The sequence below is a fragment of the Sulfuricurvum sp. genome (assembly GCF_041651515.1).
Classification (GTDB): domain Bacteria; phylum Campylobacterota; class Campylobacteria; order Campylobacterales; family Sulfurimonadaceae; genus Sulfuricurvum.
The window spans coordinates 101398-126848 of the sequence record NZ_JBAZJF010000003.1; the positions used below are offsets into that span (position 1 = coordinate 101398).

27 protein-coding genes are annotated in these 25451 nt (G+C 43.0%); 10 read left to right on the forward strand and 17 right to left on the reverse strand.

The annotated features are described in order from the left end of the window. Positions 1 to 20 precede the first annotated feature (20 nt). Both WC407_RS06040 and WC407_RS06045 read left to right on the forward strand, forming a co-directional pair. Positions 21 to 1235 carry a hypothetical protein gene (locus WC407_RS06040; RefSeq protein WP_373021701.1) on the forward strand — a complete coding sequence of 405 codons (1215 nt, stop codon included), beginning with the start codon at positions 21 to 23 and terminating at the stop codon, positions 1233 to 1235. Positions 1236 to 1315: 80 nt separating this feature from the next. Beyond that, on the forward strand, positions 1316 to 3097 hold the full coding sequence (locus WC407_RS06045) for an HD domain-containing phosphohydrolase (protein WP_373021702.1): 1782 nt from the start codon (positions 1316 to 1318) through the stop codon (positions 3095 to 3097). On the opposite strand, the gene WC407_RS06050 is transcribed toward WC407_RS06045, so the two are convergent. From WC407_RS06050 to ppsA, 6 genes are all read right to left on the reverse strand, one after another. Further along, the gene (locus tag WC407_RS06050; protein ID WP_373021703.1) at positions 3098 to 4717 is read right to left on the reverse strand and encodes a YcaO-like family protein; all 1620 of its coding nucleotides are present in this window, start codon (positions 4715 to 4717) and stop codon (positions 3098 to 3100) included. Between the two features lie 56 nt (positions 4718 to 4773). Beyond that, positions 4774 to 4947 carry a rubredoxin gene (rd, locus tag WC407_RS06055; protein ID WP_373021704.1) on the reverse strand — a complete coding sequence of 58 codons (174 nt, stop codon included), beginning with the start codon at positions 4945 to 4947 and terminating at the stop codon, positions 4774 to 4776. Positions 4948 to 4960: 13 nt separating this feature from the next. Beyond that, the gene (locus WC407_RS06060) at positions 4961 to 5821 is read right to left on the reverse strand and encodes a thiamine pyrophosphate-dependent enzyme (RefSeq protein ID WP_373021705.1); all 861 of its coding nucleotides are present in this window, start codon (positions 5819 to 5821) and stop codon (positions 4961 to 4963) included. Further along, entirely contained in the window at positions 5818 to 7497 is a 1680-nt protein-coding gene (locus WC407_RS06065; RefSeq protein WP_373021706.1) for a 2-oxoacid:acceptor oxidoreductase subunit alpha, read from the reverse strand. The genes WC407_RS06060 and WC407_RS06065 overlap by 4 nt, the downstream gene beginning before the upstream one ends. Beyond that, positions 7494 to 8192, reverse strand: coding sequence for a DUF2231 domain-containing protein (locus tag WC407_RS06070; RefSeq protein WP_373021707.1), 699 nt, complete (start codon positions 8190 to 8192; stop codon positions 7494 to 7496). The genes WC407_RS06065 and WC407_RS06070 overlap by 4 nt, the downstream gene beginning before the upstream one ends. Positions 8193 to 8329: 137 nt before the next feature. Continuing rightward, positions 8330 to 10732 carry a phosphoenolpyruvate synthase gene (ppsA, locus tag WC407_RS06075; protein WP_373021708.1) on the reverse strand — a complete coding sequence of 801 codons (2403 nt, stop codon included), beginning with the start codon at positions 10730 to 10732 and terminating at the stop codon, positions 8330 to 8332. 137 nt (positions 10733 to 10869) lie between these two features. Here ppsA and WC407_RS06080 point away from each other — a divergent pair, with 137 nt between their 5' ends. From WC407_RS06080 to WC407_RS06095, 4 genes are all read left to right on the forward strand, one after another. Next, positions 10870 to 12327: an acetyl/propionyl/methylcrotonyl-CoA carboxylase subunit alpha gene (locus WC407_RS06080; RefSeq protein ID WP_373021709.1), complete on the forward strand. Its 1458-nt coding sequence runs from the start codon at positions 10870 to 10872 to the stop codon at positions 12325 to 12327. A 113-nt stretch (positions 12328 to 12440) separates the two neighbouring features. Then, on the forward strand, positions 12441 to 12626 hold the full coding sequence (locus WC407_RS06085) for a hypothetical protein (protein ID WP_373021710.1): 186 nt from the start codon (positions 12441 to 12443) through the stop codon (positions 12624 to 12626). 73 nt (positions 12627 to 12699) lie between these two features. Further along, positions 12700 to 14196, forward strand: a complete 1497-nt coding sequence (locus WC407_RS06090; protein WP_373021711.1) for a DUF4080 domain-containing protein — start codon at positions 12700 to 12702, stop codon at positions 14194 to 14196. A 95-nt stretch (positions 14197 to 14291) separates the two neighbouring features. Then, positions 14292 to 14843: a YceI family protein gene (locus WC407_RS06095; protein ID WP_373021712.1), complete on the forward strand. Its 552-nt coding sequence runs from the start codon at positions 14292 to 14294 to the stop codon at positions 14841 to 14843. 20 nt (positions 14844 to 14863) lie between these two features. Here WC407_RS06095 and WC407_RS06100 read toward each other — a convergent pair whose 3' ends face one another. The 5 genes from WC407_RS06100 to WC407_RS06120 all read right to left on the reverse strand — a co-directional run bounded on the left by WC407_RS06100 (position 14864) and on the right by WC407_RS06120 (position 18361). After that, positions 14864 to 15274 (reverse strand): hypothetical protein, encoded by a 411-nt coding sequence (locus WC407_RS06100; protein WP_373021713.1) that lies wholly within the window; start codon positions 15272 to 15274, stop codon positions 14864 to 14866. Between the two features lie 10 nt (positions 15275 to 15284). Beyond that, positions 15285 to 16013, reverse strand: coding sequence for a sulfur oxidation protein (locus tag WC407_RS06105; RefSeq protein WP_373021714.1), 729 nt, complete (start codon positions 16011 to 16013; stop codon positions 15285 to 15287). A 62-nt stretch (positions 16014 to 16075) separates the two neighbouring features. Next, positions 16076 to 16408, reverse strand: a complete 333-nt coding sequence (soxZ, locus tag WC407_RS06110) for a thiosulfate oxidation carrier complex protein SoxZ (RefSeq protein WP_373021715.1) — start codon at positions 16406 to 16408, stop codon at positions 16076 to 16078. Positions 16409 to 16421: 13 nt separating this feature from the next. Continuing rightward, entirely contained in the window at positions 16422 to 16889 is a 468-nt protein-coding gene (locus WC407_RS06115; protein WP_373021716.1) for a thiosulfate oxidation carrier protein SoxY, read from the reverse strand. A gap of 116 nt (positions 16890 to 17005) precedes the next feature. Continuing rightward, positions 17006 to 18361: an FAD-dependent oxidoreductase gene (locus WC407_RS06120; protein WP_373021717.1), complete on the reverse strand. Its 1356-nt coding sequence runs from the start codon at positions 18359 to 18361 to the stop codon at positions 17006 to 17008. 275 nt (positions 18362 to 18636) lie between these two features. Between WC407_RS06120 and WC407_RS06125 the strand changes: the two genes are divergently transcribed. Beyond that, positions 18637 to 18936 (forward strand): chorismate mutase, encoded by a 300-nt coding sequence (locus WC407_RS06125; RefSeq protein ID WP_373021718.1) that lies wholly within the window; start codon positions 18637 to 18639, stop codon positions 18934 to 18936. Here WC407_RS06125 and WC407_RS06130 read toward each other — a convergent pair. After that, a complete protein-coding gene (locus tag WC407_RS06130) occupies positions 18933 to 20150 on the reverse strand; it encodes an amidohydrolase family protein (protein ID WP_373021721.1) in 1218 nt (405 codons plus the stop codon). The two genes, WC407_RS06125 and WC407_RS06130, sit on opposite strands and share 4 nt — an antisense overlap. A gap of 63 nt (positions 20151 to 20213) precedes the next feature. Here WC407_RS06130 and WC407_RS06135 point away from each other — a divergent pair, with 63 nt between their 5' ends. The 3 genes from WC407_RS06135 to WC407_RS06145 are packed head-to-tail and all read left to right on the forward strand — an operon-like array spanning position 20214 to position 22142. After that, on the forward strand, positions 20214 to 20576 hold the full coding sequence (locus WC407_RS06135; RefSeq protein WP_373021722.1) for a cytochrome c: 363 nt from the start codon (positions 20214 to 20216) through the stop codon (positions 20574 to 20576). Continuing rightward, entirely contained in the window at positions 20573 to 21622 is a 1050-nt protein-coding gene (lpxB, locus tag WC407_RS06140; RefSeq protein ID WP_373021723.1) for a lipid-A-disaccharide synthase, read from the forward strand. The genes WC407_RS06135 and lpxB overlap by 4 nt, the downstream gene beginning before the upstream one ends. Continuing rightward, positions 21615 to 22142, forward strand: a complete 528-nt coding sequence (locus WC407_RS06145) for a hypothetical protein (RefSeq protein ID WP_373021724.1) — start codon at positions 21615 to 21617, stop codon at positions 22140 to 22142. Before lpxB ends, WC407_RS06145 begins: the two co-directional genes overlap by 8 nt. A gap of 3 nt (positions 22143 to 22145) precedes the next feature. Here WC407_RS06145 and WC407_RS06150 read toward each other — a convergent pair whose 3' ends face one another. From WC407_RS06150 to dsbD, 5 genes are read right to left on the reverse strand one after another with little or no spacing between them, the layout of a single operon-like run. Further along, positions 22146 to 22529: a bacteriohemerythrin gene (locus WC407_RS06150; protein ID WP_373021725.1), complete on the reverse strand. Its 384-nt coding sequence runs from the start codon at positions 22527 to 22529 to the stop codon at positions 22146 to 22148. Positions 22530 to 22574: 45 nt separating this feature from the next. Further along, positions 22575 to 22910 (reverse strand): DUF86 domain-containing protein, encoded by a 336-nt coding sequence (locus WC407_RS06155; protein ID WP_373021726.1) that lies wholly within the window; start codon positions 22908 to 22910, stop codon positions 22575 to 22577. Beyond that, a complete protein-coding gene (locus WC407_RS06160; protein ID WP_373021727.1) occupies positions 22903 to 23301 on the reverse strand; it encodes a nucleotidyltransferase family protein in 399 nt (132 codons plus the stop codon). Before WC407_RS06160 ends, WC407_RS06155 begins: the two co-directional genes overlap by 8 nt. Beyond that, positions 23243 to 23626: a thioredoxin family protein gene (locus WC407_RS06165; RefSeq protein WP_373021728.1), complete on the reverse strand. Its 384-nt coding sequence runs from the start codon at positions 23624 to 23626 to the stop codon at positions 23243 to 23245. Before WC407_RS06165 ends, WC407_RS06160 begins: the two co-directional genes overlap by 59 nt. Then, complete coding sequence (gene dsbD, locus WC407_RS06170; protein WP_373021729.1) at positions 23623 to 25446, reverse strand: protein-disulfide reductase DsbD; 1824 nt, start codon at positions 25444 to 25446, stop codon at positions 23623 to 23625. Before dsbD ends, WC407_RS06165 begins: the two co-directional genes overlap by 4 nt. Positions 25447 to 25451: the final 5 nt, after the last annotated feature.

Below are 25451 nucleotides of genomic sequence, written 5' to 3' on the forward strand. Positions count from 1 at the left end.
CATTAATCAAAGGACTACCTATGCCATCAGCAACCCCCGCGCTTAAACGCCAAAACCACCGAATCCATCCGTGTAATAGTGCACGTAAAAATGCCCTTTTAACTCATTTGATCAATGAATATGCCGGAAAATCGATTCTTATTGTTACGGCAAATGATCCAACCACTATTTCTGTACCGGAAGATAAAAACATTACCCTCACTTCCGATGAGCTTCTGGCACAAATGGGTGAACTCACTTGCGACATCCTTATCAGCTATGATCTCCCTGATAAAGCGATCGTTTATATGTCCCGATTCGCACGGGCTCGCGAATACGCCCTGATTCTCTTAGGTGCCGAAGACCAAAAATTTCTCTACGCTATTGAAACTCTTCTTGGGCGCACTATCACCCAAGAGGCTATCAGCGGATTTGAACCGGATTTCGGTATCGCAGTAGAGCAAAAAAGCAAAGAAGAAGCCTCAGCACGACGAGCAGAGCGCGAAGCCAAAGCTGAGTCAGGCTCAAAAGATCGTCCAAGAGCACCAAAACGCGACGACAAAGCGCGCGGTGATCGTCCCGACTTCAAACGTGAAGAGAGAGGAGATTCCCGTCCCCCTAGAAAACCCTTCTCCGATTCAAAATCGGGGGGCTTTGAGAAAAAAGATTCCAAACCCCGTTTTGTAGGAAAAGATGAAAACGGCAAGCCTATTTTTGAAAATAAAACCCGCGAGCGCAATCACTACATCGATGGTAAACCTCGCACCGATGCGGAAAAAGCGGCACGAACTCCCTATGTAAGCAAGCCAAAATTTTTCGGCGATAAAAAAGATTCCGATAAACCTCGTACTGAGGGGGAAAAAACTCCTTTCTCCGGAGAGCGAAAACCCTACGATAGTAAAAAACCGTATGAAAAAAAGCCTTACGGAGACAAGCCCTCTTTTGGGGATAAAAAGCCGTATGAAAAGAAACCTTACGAAGGAAAAAAATCTTTTGACAACGGTGAGAAAAAACCGTATGAAGGTAAAAAACCATTTGGGGACAAACCAGCTTTCGGTGACAAGAAACCCTATGGAGAGAAAAAACCCTACGATGCTAAAAAGCCTTTCGGGGATAAGAAGTCGTATGGGGATAAAAAACCGTATGATGCCGCTAAAAAGCCCTCTTCAGGAACTTCAAAACCGACAGGCGAACCAAAACGTCCGCCACGCCGGATCAATGTCAAATCGTTAACACCTCCAAAAGAGAGTGAATAAAACCGTATATATTCGCCATTTATCCTCTTAAAAGAATTGAAGTGCTATAACATTACTATCTATAAATAGGAGGATCGGTGGTGGAAAAGCAAGCTGCCATTATTTCGTATCGTCGATCGCTTTTTATAGCATTGAGTATTTGGACTTTTTTGGTCGCCATGGCTGCCGTCTTCTATTGGAGTGATCAGTCTCGGCAAATTATTACCCTCGCAAAAAATACTGCCAGAACAGCTCTTAACAAAGATCTTGCAACTCGAAGCTGGACCATTTCACACGGTGGTGTTTATGTCCCTATCAATGCGATCACCCCCCCCAGCCCTTATCTCTCCCATATTCCGGAGCGGGATATCCAAACCCCTTTGGGTCAACATCTTACCTTGATGAATTCATCGTATATCCTACGGCAAATGATGGAAAATTATGGAACATTATACGGGGAAAAAACGCGCATAACTTCGCTCAAACCTCTAAATCCACATAACAAAGCTACCGAATGGGAATCAAAAGCCCTACGCTATCTACATAACCATCCGGACAAAACCGACTATGATGACGTGCAATACACCAAGGATGGTAGCTATGTACGAATGATGATCCCTATGTACACGGATAAGAGCTGTTTGAAATGCCATAATCCATCCGAAAACAAAATCGGAGAAATACGCGGTGGAATCGATATCTCCGTCCCGCTCAAAGCCTTTGAAACGATGACGTATCAGACCTTGATCCACACGTATGGTTGGCTCAGTTTGATGTGGATTTTGGGATCAGCAGCCATTATCACGGCATTTAGAATTATACGAAATAAAGCACTTCAGTTATACGACAAAGAACTTGAAAAAATCAAAAATTATCAAAGTATGATTTCTTTAGTCATTGATTTGATTGATAAACGAGACTCTTACACGGCGGGGCATTCACAGCGTGTTTCCCATTATTGTGAGATTATTGCAAGAGCTCTGTATCATGATGAATCCATTGTCCAAAAGATCAAAGAGGCATCTGTGCTACACGATGTCGGAAAAATTGCAATCCCCGATTCTATTTTACTCAAACCGGGGCAGCTTACCCCGGTAGAAAAAGAGTTGATCAACTACCACTTGATAGCCGGATATGAACTTCTATCCAAAGTCGATATGTATAAAGAACTCGCTGAGATTATGCGTCACCACCATGAACGCTATGACGGGACAGGGTATCCGGATGGACTTGCTGCAGAGGCTATTCCCCCTCTATCACGCATAATGATCGTGGCAGACGCCTTTGATGCCATGACCACGGATCGGATATACAAACCACGTAAAAGCGTTGATGAAGCACTCAAAGAGATTGAATTACTCAAAGGATCACAGTTTGACCCCGAAGTAGCGGATGCAGCAATCACTGTACTGAAACAAATTACCATTGATGCTTCTGATCAATTCCCAAAAACGGCAATTGAAGAGGAACGGTTTGCCTACTATTTGAAAGACCAACTTACAGGATTAAATAACCACTGGGCACTCGAATCAATTCTAACTATAAATCAGCACACGCGGGAGTTTCGATTTGCAACGGTAATTTCACTGGAAAATCTTATGAATCTAAATCGTCAAAACGGATGGCACAGCGGAGACATACTCCTCGAAAAATTTGGAGCTCTCCTCAAAAACCGTTTCAACCACCATCATATTTATCGTATTTTTGGAGATACCTTTGTTATACTGAGTCCTGAATACCTCGATCTTTCGGCGGAAAGTCTAAGTAAATCCGAATATTTTCAAAAAATAGATATCACGATTACCGTTACCGTCATTCACTTAATCGAAGCAAAAATCGACAGCATTAGCAAGCTAGAAGAGACTATCAGCAAGCAAAAATAGCTATGCTAATACGTTTTTCTTCTCCTCCAACCGATCATACATCCCAAGCATATTGTGATAATCTTGATGTAACGTCACATCAATTATGAATGTTTCTCCCCCTAAAATCGACAATGCCTGCTCCACTTTTTCTTGCGTATAGATATTACACAATGCCTCTTCATACTCTGTCCATTCCAGCTCAAGCTCTCGCATACGGATAAGCTCAGCGACGATATGTCCCATCTTATTCGTACCGAACTCGAGTAAGGCTAGTGCTTCGTCCATATTATCGGCCAGTAAATGAATTTGCGCTTTGAATTCACCCATGGTAAAATTCTTTTCAAAAATCACACCGATGTATTTTTCCATATTCAGGGTATCTTCGAGAGAATCGATGAGATCCAAAATCTCTTCGGGATCAAATTCATCGAAATGGAGTACCATTTCCCGAATCCACTTTCCGCTGTTTTTATTGTTGTAGGTCAAATCTTCGATCGGATAGACTTCCGAAACTCCGGGAACAATCATTTGGCACGAGTAAAAGCCCAAATAATCATATTCACGCACATAAAGCTCTTTATTCATAGAGCGGACGATAGCGTATAAATACGCATACTCATCCTCACTCCCCTCACCGGTATAACTCCATGAGGTAAAAGGAAAGCTTTTTTTACTGCTCAAAAATCCAAATCCCAGCTTGCCGTTAGAATCGATAAAATGCGATTCCAGATTAAAGCTGTCTGAGACCACGCTCATATCAAACGTCGGTATTTCAAACGCATCAAGATTATCCAATCCGCGCCCCTGCATCAGTTCCGTCATCGTACGCTCCAGTGACACTTCCAAGATAGGATGGGCACCGAATGAGACGAAGAGGGTCGCATTGTTCGGATTAATGAGCGATATAGCAGTAACCGGATATTTACCCCCCAAAGAGGCATCAAGCACCTCGATAATATATCCCGCTTCGCGAAGAGCCGTAACATCATGATACAATTTATCAAAGCTTCGGACAACTTCATCGGGGTAGCTAGGAAGAGCATAGCCGTTTTTAATGATCTCAATTTTGGCATACCGTTCGAAAATCTCACTCAATCCCTGTACCTGCGCTTCAAAAGGGGTATTACCCGTTGCCAAACCGTTACTGACATAGAGATTGCTCAAAATATTAAGAGGAATATAAACCTTCTCACCGCTGGAACGTTTCACAAACGGTAAGGCAACTATTTTATCCGTATAGTCACTGTTAAAGTCGATCAAATCTTCATCGCTCAGCATCCCATTAGGATCATATACCGCACTCAATTCGTCATTCAGATACGATTCTCCTACCTCAAATGCCACCTCATCAGGATAGTATTTACGCTCCGGAAGATGAAAATCAATAAAAAAATTATTCGTCTGCAACCGTTCAATGTATTCGCCCAGCGCACTTGCCATCGAAGCTTCAGAGATTGTCCCCTTGCCGTTGGAATAAATATGCTTCGGCGCTTCCACCGAAGCCAAATTGACGGAATAGCAATGTTCCAGCGGATGTTTCTCCTGCGAGAACGTCAGAGCGCATCCCATCTCGCTCAATATCGCTTGCATTCGCTCGATTGACTCTTCGACGGGGGCATTTTTGGAGACTAAATTCATATTGATCCACTTAAAATAAATTGTCGCTAAGTATAGCCAAAAGAGTTTACGTATTGTTATGATGAATGCACTACAAGTTCGCTAAAATCTTCTTTTCCGACACCGCAGACGGGGCATACCCAATCATCGGGAATATCTTCAAAAGCTGTTCCGGGAACAATACCGCCATCCGGATCTCCAATCTGCGGATCATAAATGTAACCGCAGACATTGCATTCATATTGTTTCATCTTCTGTCCTTTATTAAATGTATTTTTCCATTTCCTCATTAAGCCGCTCATAATCAATCTCATGCAGATACAACGGTCTGTTTCCTATGTGACTTTCATCCCGAAGAGCATCTTCCAACACAACTTTTTGCGGACTTTTATAAATAACTCCAATAGGAAACGGATGACTCTCCAGTGATTTTTCAAACGCCTTGACCTTATCCGTTGGGTCGTATTCACTCGTTAAAAGATACACGTTCTCTTTGAACCATTTGAAGGTATTGGTTTTATTAAAAGTGACACACGGCTGAAAAATATCGATCAGAACATACCCCTTATGCGCAATGGCAATTTTGAGCATCTCTTTGCAGTGTTCTTTGTTCCCTGAAAATGTCCGAATGACAAGTGATGCATCGAGTGATATCGCCGTCGCGATCGGATTAAAAGGCTCTACATGAACCCCCTCAGTTTGTACGGATGTCTTAAATCCCCGCTGGGATGTTGGAGAAGCCTGCCCTTTGGTGAGACCGTAAACCATATTATTATGGACAATGTTGATGATGGCGGCATTTCGACGAATCGCCGCCATAAAGTGGTTCCCCCCTTCGCCGTACATATCACCATCTCCACCTTCGGCAATTACGGTAAGAGAGGGATTGGAAATTTTCACTCCCTGTGCGACGGGCAATGCTCTGCCGTGGAGTCCGTTAAACATATGGACATGCATATATTGCGGTGTTTTCGCCGCCTGCCCTATCCCCGAAACAACAACGCTCATCAAAGGATCAAGCCCCATCTCCTCCAACGCCTCTTTTAAATGTTGAAGTATCGAAAAATTCCCGCATCCCGGACACCATGCGTTATCTTCTACGATTCGGTCAAACCGTGTGTTCATCGGATCTCCTTTAGCAACAGTGCGAGTTTCTCTGCCAGTTCATCGACAAAAAAACTTAGCCCGTCGGATTTTAATATTTGATCGTGTACGGTAATCCCATGCAGCTTTAAGAGTTTTGCAAACTGCCCCGTGGCGTTGTTTTCGACTGCGATAATGTGTTTGGCTTTTTTGAGCGACACGAGCTGAGATTCGCTAAGCGGATGAACCCAGAAAAAATGAAAACAGGAAACTCTCTCGTCCTTTAACCTTTCAACCGCTTCTTTTATACTATGTTTGGTGCTTCCCCATCCTATAACGGCGATATCGCCTTCTCCATCCTCATCAGGTGACATGGCTTCCTCGACAATCAACTCATATTTTTTCAGCCTTTTACCGTTTTGCTCGTTACGCACGGACATACTCTCAGTAATCAGCCCTTCTTGTGTGTGTTCATCCGAATCGACCAGCACCAGCCCTTCCCCATATCCCGGGATTCCTCGCGGGCTGATCCCCTCCTCAGTGAGAAGATAGCGTTTATACTGCGAATCGGTTTTGACAATCGTGCTAATCGGCTTTTTTTCATCGAGTTGAAAGCGCTCAACGTTAAAACAGCTGTCCGCCAAATATTGATCGCTCAGTACAATCACCGGAACCTGATACAAGTCGGCAAGGTCAAACGCATCACGGGCAAGTTCAAAACACGCTTTCGGATCGCCCGGAGCCAGCACGATCCGGGGGAACTCCCCGTGTCCCGTGTAGATGGCCAATTCCAAATCCCCCTGTTCCGTCCGTGTCGGAAGACCGGTCGCGGGTCCGGGTCGTTGTGCCAAATAAACAACCATCGGCGTCTCGGTCATCCCGGAGAGACTCATCCCCTCTCCCATCAGAGCAAAGCCTCCACCGCTCGTCGTCGTGATTGCCCGTCCGCCGCTATACCAGACACCCAATCCCATCTGAAACGCCGCAATTTCATCTTCCGCCTGCTCTACGCATACTCCACAGGTTTGACTCTGCTTCGCCAAAAAAGTCAAAACTCCCGTCGAGGGGCTCATGGGGTAACTGGAAACAAAATTGCATCCTCCCGCAATGGTTCCAAATCCGACCCCTTCTGTACCGCTCAAAAAAAAGTCTCTCTTAAGCTTAACAGAGTGATTTGGCTCGATGCAGTAACGGCAGTCCCCGTTATTTCGCACCAGCGCCGCTCCGACATCCAATGCTTTGAGATTAACCTCCAGCATCTCATTACTGTATAACTCCGCTACAATCTCTTTCAACGCATTAACATCGCATCCGAGCAATCCAAATACCACTGCCGCAGCTATTGTATTGGAGACGATGGGACTGCCGATCTCTTTCGCCAACGCGGCTAAATCATGGTCGTACACAATACATTCACACTCAATATCCCCTTTTTTGGCAATTACAAACGTCTCTTTTGTAATCCGCTTTTGCGCATGAAAAAAAGCGTTCGTATCCAACGGGACGAAAATATCGACGTTAAAATCAGCTGCATTGACAGGTTTATCGGAGATCCGTATCAGCGTCGTATTACTGCCGCCACGAACTCTGGACATAAACTCTTTGGTCGAAAAAGTATAAAACCCCGCTCTCTTGAATCCTTGGGTCAAAAGGGTTTCGATACTCGCGATCCCCTGCCCCGCACTCCCCCCTATCAATACCGAAACCGAATCTCTCATTGTCTTGCTCCCCAGGTGATTTTTCCGCCGTAATACCCGACAACCGTTATCGAGACAACCGTAATAAAAATAATAGTGTGATAGGTTATTCCGTCCATTCCCGTGCTAAAAGGGACATCGGGATTTAGCAGTTTCTGAATCAACGGAATCACACCGATGATGAGGGTAAACAAGGCACCGATCAGTTTGATGACAAACGGTTTTGAGGTCGAAAAATCATAATTGATCCACCAGCTAAAAACACCGGTGATTAAAGCCAAAAATCCCATACCGGTAGCGATCAAAAACGATAAAAAAACAGCCGCTTCATACTCACTAGAGGGATTGGCTAAAAATAAAATATCGGCGAATGCACTGAAATAATGCAATGCTATCGGAAAGTGAACCGCCGCGGGGTGTGGATGATATTTGATATACCATTGCCGATACCGCTCTTTTTTAGTTTCTGGGACTTTGTTGGATGGGGGGAGAAATTGACCGACACACGGATAATGTTCAAATACCTGATCGCTGTGAGGAGCATTCGCCATTTCGGCGCTCAGGTCACACCCCGCAAAATGTTTTTTAAAGTGGGTTCCCTCTTTCCAGAATTTGGACGAAGTAACATCGTATACTTGACCGTTGAAGGCGATATAGGAGGGCATACCATCCTTGCCGTTATATTTTAGAAGCTCTTCCTCTGTAAATTGTTGCATACATTCCTGCTTCCACCTTGTAAATGCTCATGCAAAACGAACATCTGATTGAATTTACACAATACTCCCTAACCCTCAGAGATACTTTAATGAATAATTATAAATTATAAAACATAGATACAAACTAATTCAAAATATCAAACTTGTTTTTTAGCTTCAATCGCACTCACTACCTGCCACATTTTTAACAACGAATCAGGGTTAAGAGAGATCGAATCGATCCCCTCTTGGACTAAAAATTGGGTGATTTCGGGATAATCCGAGGGGGCCTGGCCGCAGATACCGATATATTTTCCCCGCTCTTTACACGCGCGTATTGCCATCGAGAGCATCCGCGTCACCGCCTCGTTACGTTCATCAAACACCGCCGATACAAGGGTACTGTCGCGATCCACTCCCAGTGTCAACTGGGTCAGATCGTTTGAACCGATGCTGTAACCGTCAAAAATTTCTAAAAACTGGTCGGCGAGGATAACATTGGCAGGAATTTCGCACATCGCGTAAATTTCCAGCCCATTTTCCCCCTGCACTAATCCCGCTTCATTCATGACCGCAATCGCTTTGCGCCCTTCATCGGGGGTACGGACAAACGGAAGCATGACTTTGACGTTGTCCAGTTTCATATCATCCCGTACTTTTTTAAGGGCTTCGCATTCCCATTTAAACGCCTCTTTGTAATACGGCGAATAATAGCGGCTGGCTCCTCGAAAACCGATCATCGGGTTCTCTTCATCCCTCTCGTAATTTTTCCCCCCGGTCATATTGCGATACTCGTTGGTTTTAAAATCACTGGTACGGACGATCACCGGCTTGGGATAAAACGCCGCCGCAATCATCCCTACCCCCTCAGAGATTTTATCGATAAAAAAGCGCTTGGGATCGTCATACCCCAGCATCGCGGCTCGAACACCTTTCTCATCTTTGATTGATTTACCCTGCGACAATTCGACCAATGCCATAGGATGCGCATTAACATAGGTATTAATAATAAATTCCATCCGTGCAAGACCGACACCTTGGTTCGGAAGTTTTGCAAGTTTAAACGCTTGTTCCGGATCTCCTACATTCATATAAAGCTTGGTTTTGGGAGCAATCATGTGTCCTAAATCGTTACGGATGATTTCGAACGGTAATATCCCGCTGTAGACTTTGCCGCTTTCACCCTCAGCACAGCTTATACTCACATCCAGCCCATCTAAAAGCCGCTCAGTCGCATCAATCGTCCCCACAATGGTAGGGACACCGATCTCACGAGCCACAATCGCCGCATGACACGTTCGTCCACCGCGATTGGTGATAACGGCTGAGGCTTTTTTCATGATCGGTTCCCAATCAGGGTCAGTGATATCGGCAACAAGGACATCACCTGCATTAAAACGATCTATTTCATGTGCCGAACGGATTATTTTGACTTTTCCCGTACCGATTTTTTCTCCTATCGCTTTTCCGGTGAAGAGAATTTTAGCCGTAGGGGTCTCTACGAAACGGTATTGTTCGAGTATATTGCTAAAACTTTTTTGGCTTTGCACCGTTTCTGGGCGTGCTTGAACGATAAAGAGTTCATTACTGAGTCCGTCTTTTGCCCATTCGATATCCATCGGACGGTATTCACCCGCTTTTTGCGTGTAATGATCTTCAATGATCAGCGCATATCGTGCTAAGGTTGAAACTTCATCATCACTAATGGAAAAACGTCCCTGCAACTCGTCTGAAGTAGCAAGATTGATCGTCTGATGACGCTCATCGTAACGCATCGTTAATGCTTTTGTCCCCAATTGTCGTTTTAATATCGATGTGGTTCCCGCCTTCAGTGTCGGTTTAAACACATAAAATTCATCGGGATTTACCCGCCCTCCGACGATATTTTCTCCCAATCCCCATATAGAATTAATCAATATCAAATTTTCCGAACCGTTTTCGGTATCGATAGTAAACATCACTCCGCTGCTCGCTTTGTCACTGCGTACCATCTTTTGTACACCTACAGAAAGGGCAACACTGAAATGGTCATATCCGCGACTATGCCGATAACTGATAGCACGATCCGTAAAGAGCGAGGCGAAACACCGCTTAACGTGTTCAATCAGCATGGTTTCGCCACGAATATTGAGGTAACTCTCCTGCTGACCGGCAAAACTTGCATCCGGCAAATCTTCCGCTGTTGCCGAAGAGCGAACCGCAACATCGACTAAGGGGGTACCGTATTGTTGTGCCAATTCACTATACGCCAAGGCTATCTCATTTTTTAATACTTCCGGCATCTCTCCCGAGAGCATCAGACCTCGGATGCTATCTCCGCAATGCTTCAAAGCGTCAATATTCGTTAAATCGACTCCGAGTAGAAATTCTCTGATCTTAGGTTGAAAGTTATTGTAGGAAACAAAGAGGCGATACCCCTCAGCCGTTATAGCAAACCCATCCGGAACATTGACCCCCAGCTCACTCAACGAGGCTATCATTTCACCCAACGAAGCATTCTTACCACCGACAATGGCAATATCTTCTATTCCTAACGAACGAAAAGGACGGATTAATTTCATGCGAACTCCTCTGCTACTTATGGCACAAGAATAGCACAAAAAAGACTCTAAAAAATGTTTTTATCTGAAAGCAAGACTCGGTTTAAACTAAAATCGGCTATTATTTCGTTTTTAACATCGTCTAAATGAGGGAATAAGTGAAAACCAAAAAGATCAATAAAGTTTTGATTGCCAATCGTGGCGAAATCGCACTTCGTATCATCCGGGCCTGTAAAGAGCTCAGCATTAAGAGTGTTGTTGTTTTTTCAGAAGTAGACATCAATGGCGTTTGGGTACGCAAAGCGGATGAGTGTTATCCGATCCTTGGCGACCCGATCGCAGCATATCTTGACTTTGATCGCATTATCTCATTGGCCAAAAAAGCCGATTGTGATGCGATCCATCCGGGATACGGCTTCCTCTCTGAAAGTGCTGAATTTGCTCAAGCCTGTGAAGACAATGGTATTATTTTTATCGGACCAAAACCGGAACACATTGCCCTATTCGGTGACAAAATGGCTTCTAAAGTAGCGATGCGCGCGGTAGGCGTCCCAATGCTTCCGGGTACCGATGAGCCGATTGACAATATTGACGATGCAGAACAAATCGCGTGCGATATTGGTTTTCCCATTATTATTAAAGCAGCCTTTGGCGGTGGCGGACGCGGTATGCGTATCGTTCAAAATGCCGAAGAATTCAAAGAGATGTATGAATCGGCAACCAATGAGTCGATCCGTTTCTTCGGACGCGGCGAAGTATTTATTGAAAAATACCTCAAAAACCCTCGCCATATCGAAATTCAAATCATTGCGGATAAATACGGCAATGTCCTTCATCTCGGAGATCGTGACTGTTCGATTCAACGCCGTCACCAAAAGGTGATCGAAATCGCCCCATCACCATTGCTTAATGCAGCGGTACGCCGTGAACTTTACCGTGTTTCAACCAAAGCAATGTTCAAACTCGGATACGAAAGTGTCGGAACCATCGAATATCTGGTCGACCAAGACGATAACTTCTACTTCATCGAGATGAATACCCGTGTTCAAGTAGAACATCCGGTTACCGAAGTGATCTCAGGAATCGATTTGATCCAACGTATGATCGCTATTGCCGAAGGTGACCAACTCAAATTCTTACAAGAAGAGATTCACCTCAAAGGGTATGCAATTGAGTTCCGTATCAATGCGGAGAACCCTAAACTCGGGTTTGCCCCTTCACCGGGTCTTATCACCAATTACTTGGCTCCGGGTGGTCCGGGAGTACGTTTGGACTCTATGGCATATACCAACTACCAAATTCCTGCCAACTATGACTCAATGATCGGTAAATTGATTGTTTCCGCATTGACATGGGAAGATGCGGTGCGTAAAGCAACTCGTGCATTGGATGAGTTTCTCATTGAGGGGGTTCCAACCAATATCCCTCTTCACCGCCAAATCGTCCGTGACCAAGATTTCATTGACGGTAAACTCGACACCGGTTATCTTGATACAAAATTACAACATTTTAATCTTGACGCAATCCATAATATGGAAGATGAAGAGACCAAAATGCAACAAATTACCGGTATTATCAACGCAATCAAAGCCAATAAGCTTAACGTCCGCCACTAAAAACTTCAGAAAGAAGAGATTGATATATCTCTTCTCTCTATCCTCTCTTTCACTTCATTTTTTTCTTATTTTTACCGATAGTAGTATAACTCCAAACCATAGGAGGATTCACAATGGATTCTGTTAACTCGACGTCAAGTACCGGTGCTGGACTGTATGCAATGAAAAAAGCGATGGAGATACAAGGGCAAGAAATTTTAAAAGTTCTTGAAAGTGCTCAGGCCCCCGTTTCTTCATCTGCTACCAGTTCAGGTTCATCCGTAACCGGAATCGGTCAAACGTTAGATATCCGAGCATAGTCTATAGGGGTTTATCCCCATAGACTATCATTTTCGCACAGTAGAGAAAGCGTAAATAAGCTATACTTTCTCAATGACTTCTATACTCCTTACCACACTTAATGCACGCTATGCCCATACGGCACTCGGATTGCGATATCTTTATGCCAACCTCAAAGAGTTGCAAGAACATGCCAAAATCGTTGAGTTTACGATCAATGACCAAACACAAACCATTGCCGAGGATCTACTCCGATATTCTCCGCGTATTATCGGAATCGGAGTTTATATTTGGAATGCGGCAGAAACGGCTCAGCTGATCGAAATAATTAAAAAAGTTTCGCCGCAAACAACCATTGTCTTAGGAGGGCCAGAAGCAGGACACCTCCCTCATAGAGTTGATTTCAGCCGTGCAGATTTCATTATCAGCGGAGAGGGGGAGATAGCATTCTATGAACTGTGCAAGAATATTTTTGCCGGAGATATTCCGAATGAACGTTTCATCCGCCCTTCATTAATCGATCTTAAAACGGTTCATCTGCCCTACAGTGCCTACAGTGATGAAGACGTAGCACACCGTATGATTTATGTTGAAGCATCACGAGGCTGTCCGTTTGAGTGTGAGTTTTGTCTCTCCTCTATCGATGAAAAAGTACGCAATTTTCCGCTCGATCAATTGCTCGAAGAGTTTGAAATTCTCTGGCAGCGAGGAGCACGAAGTTTTAAATTTATTGACCGTACCTTCAATCTCAATATGACCTTCGCCAATCGTATACTCGATTTTTTCCTCTCAAAAGAACCCCCGTATTTCGCCCACTTTGAAGTGATACCCGATCACTTTCCCGATGTTCTTAAATCGAAAATATCCCTGTTCCCTGCAGGTTCTCTCCAACTTGAAATCGGGATTCAAACTCTCGATCCGGTTGTCGCAAAAGGGATAAATCGTCCGTTGCGGCTGGAAAAAATTTATGAAAACCTCCGCTTCTTAGAAACGGAAACCTCGGCACATATGCACCTCGATCTCATCGTCGGACTTCCGGGAGAGAGTATAGAAGGATTTGGACGCAATCTCAATACGCTCGTATCCCTAACACACAGTGAAATCCAGATCGGTATCCTCAAAAATCTTTCCGGTACGACACTTTCTCGTCATGATGAAGCGCATGGCATGGTATACAGCGATATACCACCCTATGATATTCTCCAAAATAATCTTTTGAGTTTTGAACAAATTCAGAAGATGAAACGGTTTGCCCGTTTTTGGGATATTTTTTATAATAGCGGTAATTTTACCGCAACGGTTCAATTACTTTGGAATGAAGAGAGTGTCTTTGATGGGTTCTACGCATTTAGCGAATGGATTTATACCCAGACCCTCTCTACCTGGAAGATATCCTTGGATCGGCAAATATCGTTGATCCATACCTATCTTGTCAGTAAATATACTACCCAAATTGTCGAAGAGGCATTAATCTCTGACTTAAGCCAACGACCGGAGAAAACAATCCCATTTTTCTTGAGACAATCGACCGTAGATAAAAAAAACCATGAGAACCGTGTCACCCCGAAACGGCAAGCAAAGCGATCTTAGCCTCTCTCTTAAAGCATTGAGCTAATATGTATATATTAATCGTTTAGAAATAAGATTAAGCTATAACTAGCACTACTCTATTTCAAAGGAACCTTATGAGAACACTTATTTTAGCCGGGTTGTTGCTAGCAAGCAGTGCATTTGCCGAATGTACCTATTATTCAGAAAACGCAAAAGTAACGTGGAAAGCGTATAAAACCTATGAAAAAATCGGAGTTGGCGGTTCATTCGATCATGCCGTCTTCTCGCCAAAATCGGCAAAAACAATCGAAGAATTCTTAACCGGAAGTCATCTAAACATCGATACGTCAAGTGTCAATTCCGGTAATCCCGGGCGCGATGCCACCCTCGTCGCCTCATTTTTCAAAATCCAAAATGTAGAGTCGATCGCCGCCAAAATCGTATCCGCCAAAGATTCAAAAGCGTTAGTGGAAATTACCATGAACGGGGTTACCAAATCAATACCGATGAGTTACGGGGTCCAAGAAGGAAAAATTGTGGGAAAAGGGGTAATTGATCTAAGCGACTTTGCAATGCTTAAATCGCTGCAATCGATCACTACGACATGTTTTAACCTCCACGGCGGAAAAACATGGCAGGACGTAGAGATCGGATTTGAAATCCCTATAGCAAATAATTGCTACTAAGTATCTCTCTAGAGAGATACTTACCAGTTACGAATGCGGATATGGCAGGATGTGCATTGTTTGAGGAGTTGGTTATAATCTTCTAACGCCTCATCCATGTGCCCTGCTTCGATCGAAGTAATCATATCATCTGAATAAAGACGGAGCATACTTGCTGTTTTTTGAGCAAATTTATACGCATAGACTTGATCTTTCGGCAATATAAACTTGATCTCTTCACTCTCCAAAACTTTCAACGTCCCCTGAAGCTTTTTAACACCGAGCTTCATCTCCTCTGTTGAGCTGTACAATCCACCGCGCTGAATAATTTCCATTGCCTCAAGCATACTACGCATATCTTTCATCAACATTGTGCGATGATCTTTCTCCGCTGCATTAAGTGATAATACCAGTACAGACGAAAGTCCGAGCATCATAAGTATTTTTTTCATAATGACCCTTTTAATATTGAATAACTTCTTTGGAAAACTCGCTCAGTTTAACGGTTTTAGCCGAAATAGAGACCAGCTGTTTCGCCTGTGCAATTCCGCCGTAAAACTCTTTTAGTTCCGGTTTGAACGATTTAAAATAGTCTTGAAACTTATCAGGGCCTAAAATACCGACTGCCCAAATAGTATCATCCTCAGCAACATTCAGCACGACAGCAGCCAGTGGCTGCGTTGCAGCTCCACCGAGTACTTTTGCACCTGCTGCCGCATCGTAAGCAGAAAGGTGCGATGAACAGACGATAATACCGCTTTTGCTGTAGGCCATAGTCGGCTTCGACTTCGGAACATACTGAATAAAACTGTCATTCGGAGTCGGATGGGTCATCTGATGAGCACAAATAGCGACATATGCAACAACGGTTCGATCTTTACCTACACCGTTTTTCCAGACATAGCTCTCTCCTGTCTCAGATTTCAATTCAACTTCTTGTTGTGTCGATTCCGGCAAGTTGATCAACATGCACGGAGTAGATGCATACGGGTAATTAAAAATATACGTCATCTCTTTTTCCAAAGAGGATGCCTTAATAGGGGTTCCGGATGCATCCACAATCTGAGCTTTTTCATACGTAACATACAATCGTCCGTCATCCGCATACAAAGTTCCTCGGATCAAAGAGGGATTAACTGCAACTACCGCAGCACCTGCGGCCATAATTTTTAAGAAATTTCTACGCTCCATTCTACCTATCCCAATTCAATGGCACTGATGCCTAATATAGTAATTTTTTTAAGAATAACTGCTTAGCCTACCGGTGTAACAGCCACTTTTTTCTGTGCTTTATCACTTTCAGAATTGATAAAATCAACGACAAGTTCTCCCGCTCCGGTTACTTTGAACGGAAACTGGATGACCGGATTTTGACTCGTGGCCACATCCAAATCAAAATGGGCAATAACCTTTCCGTTATAAGCCACATTGATCTCTTTCATATAGAAACGGGGAAATTGTTTACCGGATTCTTTATCTTTCGTAAAACCGGTATCCATTTTATGAATAACAATTATTTTTGCTTTAACAACATCGCCGACCTTGTAGCCTTCGTCTAAAATTTTAATGGTTCCGCGTAATTCCATCTCGTCTCCTTAATTAACCGCATCCGCCGAGTGCGACTCGGACAGATTTTGACGCTTTGTAGATTTGTCCTTTATTCGTTTTAGCCAGAACAACAACCTCTTGGGTTTGACCCATTTTTACATTAACATACAAGTAGGCCATTCCATTTTCAGGGGTTAAATCAAATGAAATTGCTTTATTGACTTTATTTTTTGTCGTTAATACCGTGATATTGCTAATGTAATTATCGGTATTCATCGGGTAATTAATAGTCACTTCGACAGGTACAACAGCACCGTTTTCAGGCTCTTCAGGTACATTAAGCGTCATAATCGAACTGCCATCAGTCGCTTTTTTTCCCGATAAATACTCTTCTATTAAATCTTTATAGGGCATCTCAATAGCCTCTTCAGCCGCTAAAGCGTGGTGGAAAAGGACAGGATTAAGCAATCCGATAGTTGCAAGGGCAAAAGTACCCTTCATGAAACTGCGTCTTTCCATTTCTTCCTCTCTTTCAAAATATATTTCTTGTATTTAACCACAAGACAAGTTCAAACAATCCTAGATTGCTTGAAACTATCTTGCACGGTATAAACCCGTGCAAATTAGAACTGTATTTAGTTAAAGAAATCTCGGTAAAGACCTTTGCCCCATTCCATGAGACCTTTTCCGGCATCAATACCTTTTTGGCTGTTCCACTCTTCCATGGTACTCGCATCCGCAAAACCGAATGATTTTTTAGTTTCATCGTACGCATATCCCGCATTCACCGAAATAGCACGCAATGGATTTGCATCAACCGCTGAATAACAGGTTGTATGCGGAGATGACCAGTTCTTCTGAGTGAGATCTACCCCAGCAAGGTGTTTCACAATGTTTGCCGCGACAATACGCCCTTCGGTATTAGCTGTATTTGCTGATTTACTGAAGCCCATAGGACGTACATCCCCCGTACAGAATACGTTTTTATCCCCGATAACTTGGTACGTAAATACATCGATATTGGCTTCCAGCTTATTGAATTGGCTGTCTTTTGCGACACCGGCAATTTCAAGAATTTTGTTACCGCGGACACGGCTGTACAATGCTGCATCGGCAAACTCGATCTCTTCGCCGAGTTCCGTAACAATTTTTTGTTTGTACGGATCGATACTGGTAATGGTGGTACTTGGCATATACGTGATGTAATCGCCGTACAATTTTTCAAAAGCCGAGTGAAAACCGTCCGCTTTAATAGTGATATTTGGATTTTCATCCAAAATGACCACTTTACCTTTGATTTTATTGCGTTTCATGTAGTTAGCGATCAAACAGCTGCGCTCGTACGGCCCAGGCAAACAACGGTAGTTACCGCCGGGAACGGTTTGAACAAACACACCGCCTTCAAAGTTTTCAATTTTAGATTTCAACGAAAGGGTTTCACTTCCTGCGATAAATGCACCCGGAAATTTAGTTTTCAATGCATCTTCAAGAGCGACATCCCCTTTTGACCATTTCGAGTAATCGTAATCAATCCCCGGAGCCAAAACGAGTACGTCATATTTAACCGTACCTTCATTCGTATAAACGATTTTAGACGTACGATCGATTTCGTGTGCTGTCGCTTGGAGAAAATGGTAACCGCCGTTGCGTGCACCTTCCAAAAAGTCATGAGTAATAAATTCTAGCGGGAGTATACCGGTCGCTACCAAGTTGCTGATAAAACCAGACATAAATACCGAACGTTTATCCATCAATACGACGTCAATGTTTGGATTACCTTTTTTAACGTATTTAGCAATGGTCAGACCTGAGGGTCCAGCACCTACGATAACAACACGAGGTCCTTTCGCCGCCGGAATCGGAGCGGGTGAAAGCAATACCCCTTTTGCTGCCGATTTAGGAGCTTCATCCCCTTTTGCATAACCGCTTGCTGCAGCCGTAACTGCCGCTAATCCGGTAAATTTCATCGCGTCTCTTCTTGATAGCGCCATCGTAAACCCCTTTGTTTTAAGTATAAGATTTTTGTATCGGTTGGCAGTGTAACAGCGGCAAGCTTAATTGGTTTTAAATATTAATAATAATTATCTTATCATCACTATTAGTTATTATTAAATCTCACAAATTAATCACCGAATAAGGGGTAAAATACTTAAAAACGGCCTTTTTGTCACATTAGTATCAAAAAATATTTTTTGATTTTTTTTCGTAATCAGCTCAAATCTCATCTATGGTATGATATCGCAATGCTAGCTATGAGGGAAACCCGATGAAAATAGAAGAGTGCCATTCATTAGAAGAAGTTCGTCATTATATAGATGATTTGGATGATAAAATTGTCGAGCTTATCGCAGAGCGAAACGGATATGTTAAACAAGCGGCTCGGTTCAAAGATTCAATTGATGATATTAAAGAAAAAGATAGGATGGAAGCGGTTATGGACCGTGTCCGAACACGGGCGATGGAATTCGGAGTGTCGCCGAACCTTTTAACGAAACTCTATACTATAATGGTCGATGCCATGGTGGAATCAGAAATTTCTGAATTCCAAAATGCACGCTCTCTTTAAAACCGTGTGATTTCTCCCGCGCAAAATGCCATGACCACTTTGCCCTCCAACACTTGGTTTTTATACAAACTGTGATGGTGAAGTACCGGTGTTGTACGGTTCGGATCAAATAAAACCATATCCGCTTTATGCCCATCCCTTATTACTCCGGCCGACAGCCCTACTTGAGCCGCCGGAGCTTGTGATGCCAACTCTATCAATTTAGCCATATTCATTCTACCGCTCTTAACCAAATGGGTATAGCATAACGGTAGATATTCTTCAATCGATGTCGTACCGTAGCTCGCATCAAAGAAAGTAATATCTTTATGAACATCTGAATTGGGTTGATGCAATGCAGTAAGTGAATTTATTTTCCCCGATTGGAGAGCGTCTATCAGATAACGCTGTTTTTCACGATTCACCAACGGCGGATTAATCTTTGCGTCGGAATCAAATCCCATACACGCCTCATCATTATGCAACAGATGATGGATAGAGACTTCACACGCTACTTTTATCCCTTCTGCGGCGGCTTGAGCGATTAACTCCACTGATCGCGGTTCAGTGACACTTTTAAAGACAATAGAGATCTCAAAATGGCGCGCAATTTCGATCATGGATGCAATATGGACCACTTCACTCAGCGGTGATATTCCCGGAAGGCCCAAACGGGTTGCAACGTTGCCGTCACACATTACACCGCTCTCAAAAAGACTTTTATCTTCCGCTTTATAGAAGAGAGGTTTTTGCGCCATTTTTAAATACTGAGCAATACGGCTCAAAAGATTATAGTCACTGATGGTAGAAGTGTGTACGGCCAGACACCCTTTTTTAAGCATGATAGCAATATTGCTAAGGGTCCCAGAGGCACTTAATGCACTGAGCGTTGTCTCAATGGTTGCCCCGTTAGGTAATTGTCGGTGCTTTTGAACAAATTCCAAGGTAATCTCATTGTCGATTTGTGGATGGGAATCACTGGCAAGCACCACCGTAGTCACCCCTCCCGCTAATGCGCGACGTGAAAGTTTTTCAAAATTTATCCCGCTTAGCTGTGAGTCTTTGAGCCGCACATTCGTATCTACCAATCCCGGAAGCAAATAGCACCCGCTAGCCGATATCACTTCCTCATCGGTAAGATTCTCTCCGATCTGCGTAATCACTCCCGCTTCGATTCTCACATCTCCTTTGCGTTCCCCTTGTGCATCACAGATAATGACATCAGAAATGACCATAATTAACTCCCGTTCGCTATAATTACGCCATTTTAGTCTAAGAATGTTTTGAAAAGGATTAGAGTGCGCAAAATCATACTGTCGATCGTACCGGTGATGGCACTTATGGCTTCTCCGTCGGCATACGATCAAGGTAAAAAACTCTATTTTGCCAAAGGGTGTAACGGCTGTCATGGAGTATCCGCCGCCGGAACCAATCTCTACCCTCCACTCGCCTATCGTCGCAAAGAATTTCTCATATACAAACTCAAACGACTTCGATCCAAACAAGGGGATACCCAATTGGCACAAATGATGATCCCTTTTGCCATGGCACTGAGTGATGCTCAAATCGATGCCGTTACAACCTTTTTAAGTGACTATCACGAAAACAGCAAAGAGAAGTATTCTCCTGATGATTCAGGTACGGGGGGAGGAAGTTCATGAAGCTTCTCATCAGTGCACTCGAACACTCTGCCAATGTCCATTTGAGTTATCTCGTCAAAGAACTCGGTTCAGACGTTGAACTCAGCGGTATTTTTGACGCATCGCTCGGAAAAAGCATCGTGGATCTCCGCTCCACCTCCGTCATGGGATTTGTGGATGCACTCAAAAAGCTCCCTTTTTTCTTTCGTCTAAAAGATCAAATGGTGAAGCTTGCGCACGATGCGGATAAAGTGTTGCTCATCGACTCATCCGGATTTAATCTCCCTCTAGCCAAAGCGATTCGCAAACGCTATCCGGAAAAAGAGATCATATACTATATTCTTCCTCAGGCATGGGCATGGAAGAAAAAACGTATCCCGGTGTTGGAAAAAACGATTACAAAACTGTGCTCTATTCTGCCGTTTGAACCCTCATACTATTCCCCTAACGCCCCTATCGAATACGTCGGGCATCCGCTCATTGATGAGATTACAATTCAAAAAACCGATCTTATCCCCAGCGGTAAAATCACCTTTATGCCCGGAAGCCGCCCCGGCGAAATTAAACGGCTCATGTCTGTTTTTCGCGAGCTTCGCAGTATGTTGACGTGCCAAGCCCTCATTGTTATCCCTCCCCACTTCACGCAAGAGCAAATCGATGAGTTGTACGGAGATATTTCAAAATTCGAAATTACCCATGAAGCGCACACCAGTTTAGCCCAATCCGATTTTGCTTTTATCTGCAGCGGTACAGCCACCCTCGAAGCAGCTCTGATCGGTACCCCGTTCATCCTTGTTTACATTGCAAAAGCACTCGATTATGCTATTGCACGGCAATTGGTAAAACTCGATTATGCGGGGCTGGGGAATCTCTTATTTTTTCATAAATACCAACGTCCCATTCATCCTGAATTCATTCAGAACGAAGTCAATGCCCAAAATCTGTATAATGCTTATATTCAAATGGACAAAGAGGCATTTTTTAACGATGCCGCACGTCTGCGAGACCTACTAGGGCATGGCAGTGCCGTGCGTGTCAGCAAAATTATCAAGGAAGACAATGTTTAGACTATTTTCATGGATGAATACCAAAATCAGCACCTTTACGGATGAGAAAATCATCCCCTATGTATTCTCACTGGGGGATGGACCGATGCTTTTTCGTGATCTCCTTAAAACCAATAAGATGTATCAAGAGGGATTGAAGTTAGAGGGGAAAATACCGGGATTTCGAATGAGTGTAGGGAGAAGCTATCTCGTATTTATCGGACTTTGGCATCTGGTTATTTTACCTATTTCGATTGCATTTCACCCATTTTTAGCCAAAATAGACTGCCATTTACTTATTATCATGGCAATTTTGTTTACCGGGATGTTTTTTGCAACCTACGCCATTTATAAAGAGTATCTCATCGATACAGTTGCATTGAAGATTATTAAAAGTGCATGGCAAAATCACTTTCCCCATTTTGATTATGATCTCCATGCCAAAGAAGTAGCAAAGATTTATTCCGAAGCATTAGAAAAAGAGGTACCGCATAAAAATATGCAGCTCTATATTTTGGATAAATTGGTCGAAAAGAAATAAGAATTATCGGCTCAGGGTGATTACCCGAGCCAAATCGCTATCCATGTTGAGCAAGTGAGTACGAAACCAATCCCCCAACCGATCCTGCACATACGCTTTGGCAAATATCAGCTTACCGCTTGATACTTTCTCCCTAAAATAGTTCATCTCATCGAGTGCTTTTTGATGCTCTTGTTTATGTTCGGCTTTGTTCGGATAAGCAAAGCGTTCCATGTCCGCCTCTTCTTCGGAAAAATGTCCAATCGTGTGGAGAACAACTGCATTAAAAGCCTCTAAAAACTCATTATCTGGGACATTTTTAAGTGTTTCGTAGAGACTATAAAATTCTTCGTGTCTTTGATCGATAGCGTCTACTCCGACTTTCAGAGCATCCGATAAATTGGACATAAAGAGCCTTTTTTATAAAACGTATTCAATTATCGTTCTACAACATTATTCTATTAGTTTTTCAATATCACTTTTCAAAGGTAATAATTTATTATTGATAATATCCCAAATCTCGTCTGCATCAATACCAAAATAATCATGCGCAATAATATTTCTAAAATCTTTTATTTTTTGCCAAGGGATTTCCGTATGTGACGTTTTGAAGGTCTCATCTAAACGTGAGATTATTTCACCAATAACGACGAATTGCATCATCGAAGCATCAAAGCTCTTTTGGTCATGATAAAATCCATCTGCATCTTTGAAATCTTGCGAATACAACTCTATCTTCTCAATAGACTCAATAAGAGCATTGAGATTAAAAGTAATGTTATTAGACATACAAAGTATCTTTTAAAATCTGTTCTCTCGCATATGGCTTTAAATATTTTTCACGAGCTATATCGACACTACGATTAAAAGAGAGAGAAAGAAATTGTTTAAGAGAATCTTTTAAATCATAAATATTTTGCGTCCCTTCCTCAAGCTCTATCAATAAATCAACATCACTATTCTCTTGTTGTTCATTACGAGCAAATGAGCCGAATAGCCCTATTTTAGTAACATGATATTTTTCTAAAAGAAGTTTGCGATTATTTTGTAAAAAATCGACTATTTCATACTGTGTATTCATGGCGTGTATTCTAGCATATTCGTAAAATATTTGCTCAAGTCTACTTTTTGTATTTCCCCAATATCCCCATAAAAGTCGGAATATTTGCCGCTCCGTCATAACGACCGATTTTTTTCCCTTTTGCATCCAGAAAATGGAATGTCGGCGTGCCGATATACCCTAATCCGCTGGGAATAGAGTCATTATGAATATCAATATGAACAGGGATGTACTCTTTCTCGATCATATCGGACACCGCTTTTTCTTCAAAAACAGTCTCTGTCATATATTCACATGCCGGACAATCCTCTTTTGAGAGCATTACCATGACGTTTTTCTTCTCTTTTTGCGCTTGAACTAATGCCGCATTATAGGATGGAGCCCATTTGACTTCGGCAAATGAGCACGATGCGATAAGCAAAAGAGATAAGGTTGTTTTTTTCATTTTATTTCTCCTAAATGATTTAAAAATTCTTTGGGTTCTTTAAACCCGACGATATCTTGATTTTTCAAACGGTTCCCCTGCTCATCAAAAAATAAAATGGCGGGAGGACCAAAAATACCGTATTTGGAACTGATTGCTTTGGCCGCATCGTCATTGGCGGTTAAATTTACTTGTACCATAACAAATTTATCCATTGCCCCTTTGACCTGTTCATCGCTAAAGGTTCTGGACTCAAACTCTTTGCACGCTGTGCACCAGTCGGCATAAAAGTCTACAAGAACCCGTTTCCCTTTATTCTCTGCCAATATCGCATTGAGTTGCTCTAATGAGGTAATTTTTTGAAAACTTTTATGGGCGGCTACCGTCGATTCGGCTGCAGCTTTTGAAGGCAAAAACGGATCGAGCGGATGGAGCGGATCTTTGGCTCCGCTCATTCCACCTAACAATAATGACATACCGTAGAGTAAAATAATAATCCCGAGTGCTTTTTTATTGGCACGCTGACATCGAATACATCGCCCACGAATCGGTTCCAATGCTCCGATATTAATCGCTACAAAAATCGCTAATCCACCCCATAACATCATCGAGATATTTTCATCGATAATACGGCTGATCATCCATATAGAGACACCGATGAGCATGACACCGAAGATCGATTTAATCGTATCCATCCATGTCCCCGGTTTAGGCATGAATTTTCCGGCCGTTGTCCCAACCGCCAAGAGAGGAACTCCCATACCGATACTAAGAGCAAACAGTGCGGCACCGCCAAGAAGGGCATCTCCGGTTTGACCAATGTAGATAAGCGCTCCGGCAAGCGGTGCGGCAACGCAAGGTCCCACGATCAATGCAGATAGAAAGCCCATCAAAGCGACTCCGATTACTCCGCTTCGCTGACCGCTGATTTGGGAAATACGAGATTGGATTGCATTGGGAATCTGCAATTCAAACAAATCAAACATCGACATTGCCAAAGCCACAAAAATAAGGGCGAAAAGGGTAATAATCCACGGGGTTTGAAACGCCGCTTGTAAATTTTCCCCGAATAATCCTGCTAAAACTCCGGCGATCGTATAAGCCACCGCCATCGATAGTACATAGACCAATGAGAGCCAAAAAGCGCGTCGTGTCCCCAATCCCGCCCCTTGAGCAACAATAACTGAAGAGATGATAGGAATCATCGGAAACACGCACGGGGTGAGAGCCAAAAGTAATCCAAATCCGAAAAAGCTTATGAGGATAAACCATAAGCTTCCCCCTTTAATGACGTTGGCTATTTGATCGGTTTCCGATTTTTTCTCCACTGATGTAGGAATACTCACCGATGCAGCTACGGCCACAGCCGGTGACTCCATTTCCGCCGCTTTAATCAACTCGGGTTTAGAGGCTACTTTGGAAGAAAATTTATCCGCATTAACACGAATTTCCAGTATTTTTTCTTGAGGTTCATAACACAATCCAGCCGAAGAGCACCCTTGAAAAGAGAGTTTAACCCGAACCGTTTGCTCTCCCTTTACTAGTTTATTCGGACTTAACTCAATTTGATAGGTCGGAGAAGTTTCATAAACTTTTTGACCTTCATGATCAACGCTCTTGGAAGTATTACGGATGGCTGTAAAATCGATCCCGTCTTTAGGATCGGCATCTTCCACTTTCAGTTTGTCCGCATACAGATAAATTTGATCACCCAAGGTAATTTCAACCCCGATCGTATCGTTATCTATTTGAGTGATTTTCGGCTTAAAAGCCTCTTCGGGCTGTAAAAAGCTTACACCCCATACATTCAAAGAGATCAGTAAAATAAAGAATAACTTCATAAAAA